Annotated in this window: 1 protein-coding gene; it reads left to right on the plus strand. The window is 53.3% G+C overall.

The annotated features are described in order from the left end of the window. The coding region (locus ACFFSY_RS11120; protein WP_377493800.1) for a transposase at window positions 1-550 on the plus strand (550 nt) is incomplete at both ends.

Raw genomic sequence — 550 nt, forward strand, 5'->3', positions numbered from 1 at the left:
GTTCGCGACCATCGAAGAGGCCGAGAAGCAGGAAGATCATGCGCTAAGCGGCATGGATCTCAACGAGCTTGGGGATGCAGCAGGCATGACGTGCGAGAAGTTGGAACAAGCGGTGCAGCAGCTCGAACAGCGACTAGAAGCGAAACCAAAGGACAAGCCGCTCAAGAAAACAGTTCGCATCATTCGTAAAGACCTGTTACCGCGACTCCAAAAGTACGAATCCCAGCAAACCATCTTGGGGAGCCGCAACAGTTTCAGCAAGACAGATCCAGACGCCACCTTCATGCGCATGAAAGAAGACCATATGCGAAATGGTCAGCTCAAACCGGGCTACAATGTACAGATTGGAACCGAGAACCAATTCATCCTGGGGTACAGTGTTCACCAGCGTCCAACGGACACCAGATGCCTGAAGCCGCATCTGGAGAAAGTGAAACACGCATTAGGTGCACTGCCTGGCACGATCATCGCGGACGCTGGCTATGGCGGGGAAGAGAACTACGCGTACCTGGAGCAAGAAAACGTGGAAGCCATTGTGAAGTACGCAACG

It is taken from the genome of Paenibacillus aurantiacus (assembly GCF_042431225.1).
In the GTDB taxonomy this organism is placed as follows: Bacteria; Bacillota; Bacilli; order Paenibacillales; family Paenibacillaceae; genus Paenibacillus_Z; species Paenibacillus_Z aurantiacus.